This window comes from Alysiella crassa DSM 2578 (assembly GCF_000745955.1).
Taxonomy (GTDB): domain Bacteria; phylum Pseudomonadota; class Gammaproteobacteria; order Burkholderiales; family Neisseriaceae; genus Simonsiella; species Simonsiella crassa.
This window is the reverse complement of the sequence record NZ_JQKH01000159.1, coordinates 1-1,107: the sequence shown is the minus strand read 5'-3', so window position 1 is coordinate 1,107 and position 1,107 is coordinate 1. Positions and strand designations below refer to the sequence as shown.

The 1,107-nt window shown below is 42.1% G+C and carries 1 protein-coding gene; it reads left to right on the top strand.

All coding sequences use genetic code 11. From position 1 onward, the window contains the following. The first annotated feature begins 219 nt into the window (after nt 1–219). Nucleotides 220–1,002, top strand: a complete 783-nt coding sequence (locus tag Q338_RS13935) for a hypothetical protein (RefSeq protein WP_147293688.1) — start codon at nt 220–222, stop codon at nt 1,000–1,002. Nucleotides 1,003–1,107: the final 105 nt, after the last annotated feature.

Below are 1,107 nucleotides of genomic sequence, written 5' to 3'. Positions count from 1 at the left end.
AGTCGTGAGAAAATTAATACGATACCACTGAATTGATGCGGACTTCTTTTTTTATTGTACTTTTTTTGTCGTGTACTGAAAGGCTGCCTGAATTTGTTGTAATCATGTAAACAAAAAAGCGGATTGTTTCGGACAATTCGCTTTTTGTGCATTTTGTGCTTTCAGGCAGCCTGAAAAATGGTTAAACTTGTGTTTTATTTAAAAATTAGTGAGTTTGCAATGAAAAAATTATTGTTGGCAACGGCGGTGGCGATGGCATTGAGTGCGTGTGGCGGTACAAAATTACCTTGGAAAAAGAATAAGGTAGCCGAAAGCAGCACACACAGCAGCATTCCTGCACAAGTGGACACGGTGGCAAAAAGTGCAGATTCGGCAGCTGAAAAGTTAAAGCGAAAAGAAAGCAGTGTGATTGCATATTTTGATAAAGAGGGCAATCTAGTAGACACGGCGCAAAAAGGCGGTTTTTACCGCAAATTATTGGGACGCAACAAAGCTGGTTTGGCGGTGGTGCAGGATTTTTATCAGGATAATCAGGCGAAACAAACCAATCCTATGGTCATTCCCGATGATAAAAATTTGAAAAATTTTGATTCTGCCATCGCGGAAGGGCGCGTGATTTGGTATTCACCCGAAGGCAAGGTTACGGAATTTTTGGATTATCACAAAGGTTTGGTGCAGCGCGGCGGCTATTATAATGAAGCTGGGGTGCTGGTTTTGGAAACCGAAGGCGACAACAGCAAAGATGTGAATGCGAAAGTCAAAGTGCGTGGTTTTTATGAAAACGGCACATTATTGTTTGAAAACACGCAGGAAAAAAATGATTCGGCAAGCGTGTTTTATTATGACAATGGGCAAAAAATGTGGCACGGCGTGTCCAATTCGGAAACCATACATGCTTGGACAAAAGATGGGAAACCTGTGGAATTGAGCGATATTTCCGAAGCGGTGGCGGCGGCGGAAAAACGGGCAAGGGAGTTAATGCAGAAATATATGGCAAATTAATTTTCAGGCAGCCTTACAGTACACGACAACTACATGTAGGGTGCGTATTATGCACCGAAATTTCAATTATTTGAATGATTTGGTGCGTGGTACGCACCCTACATT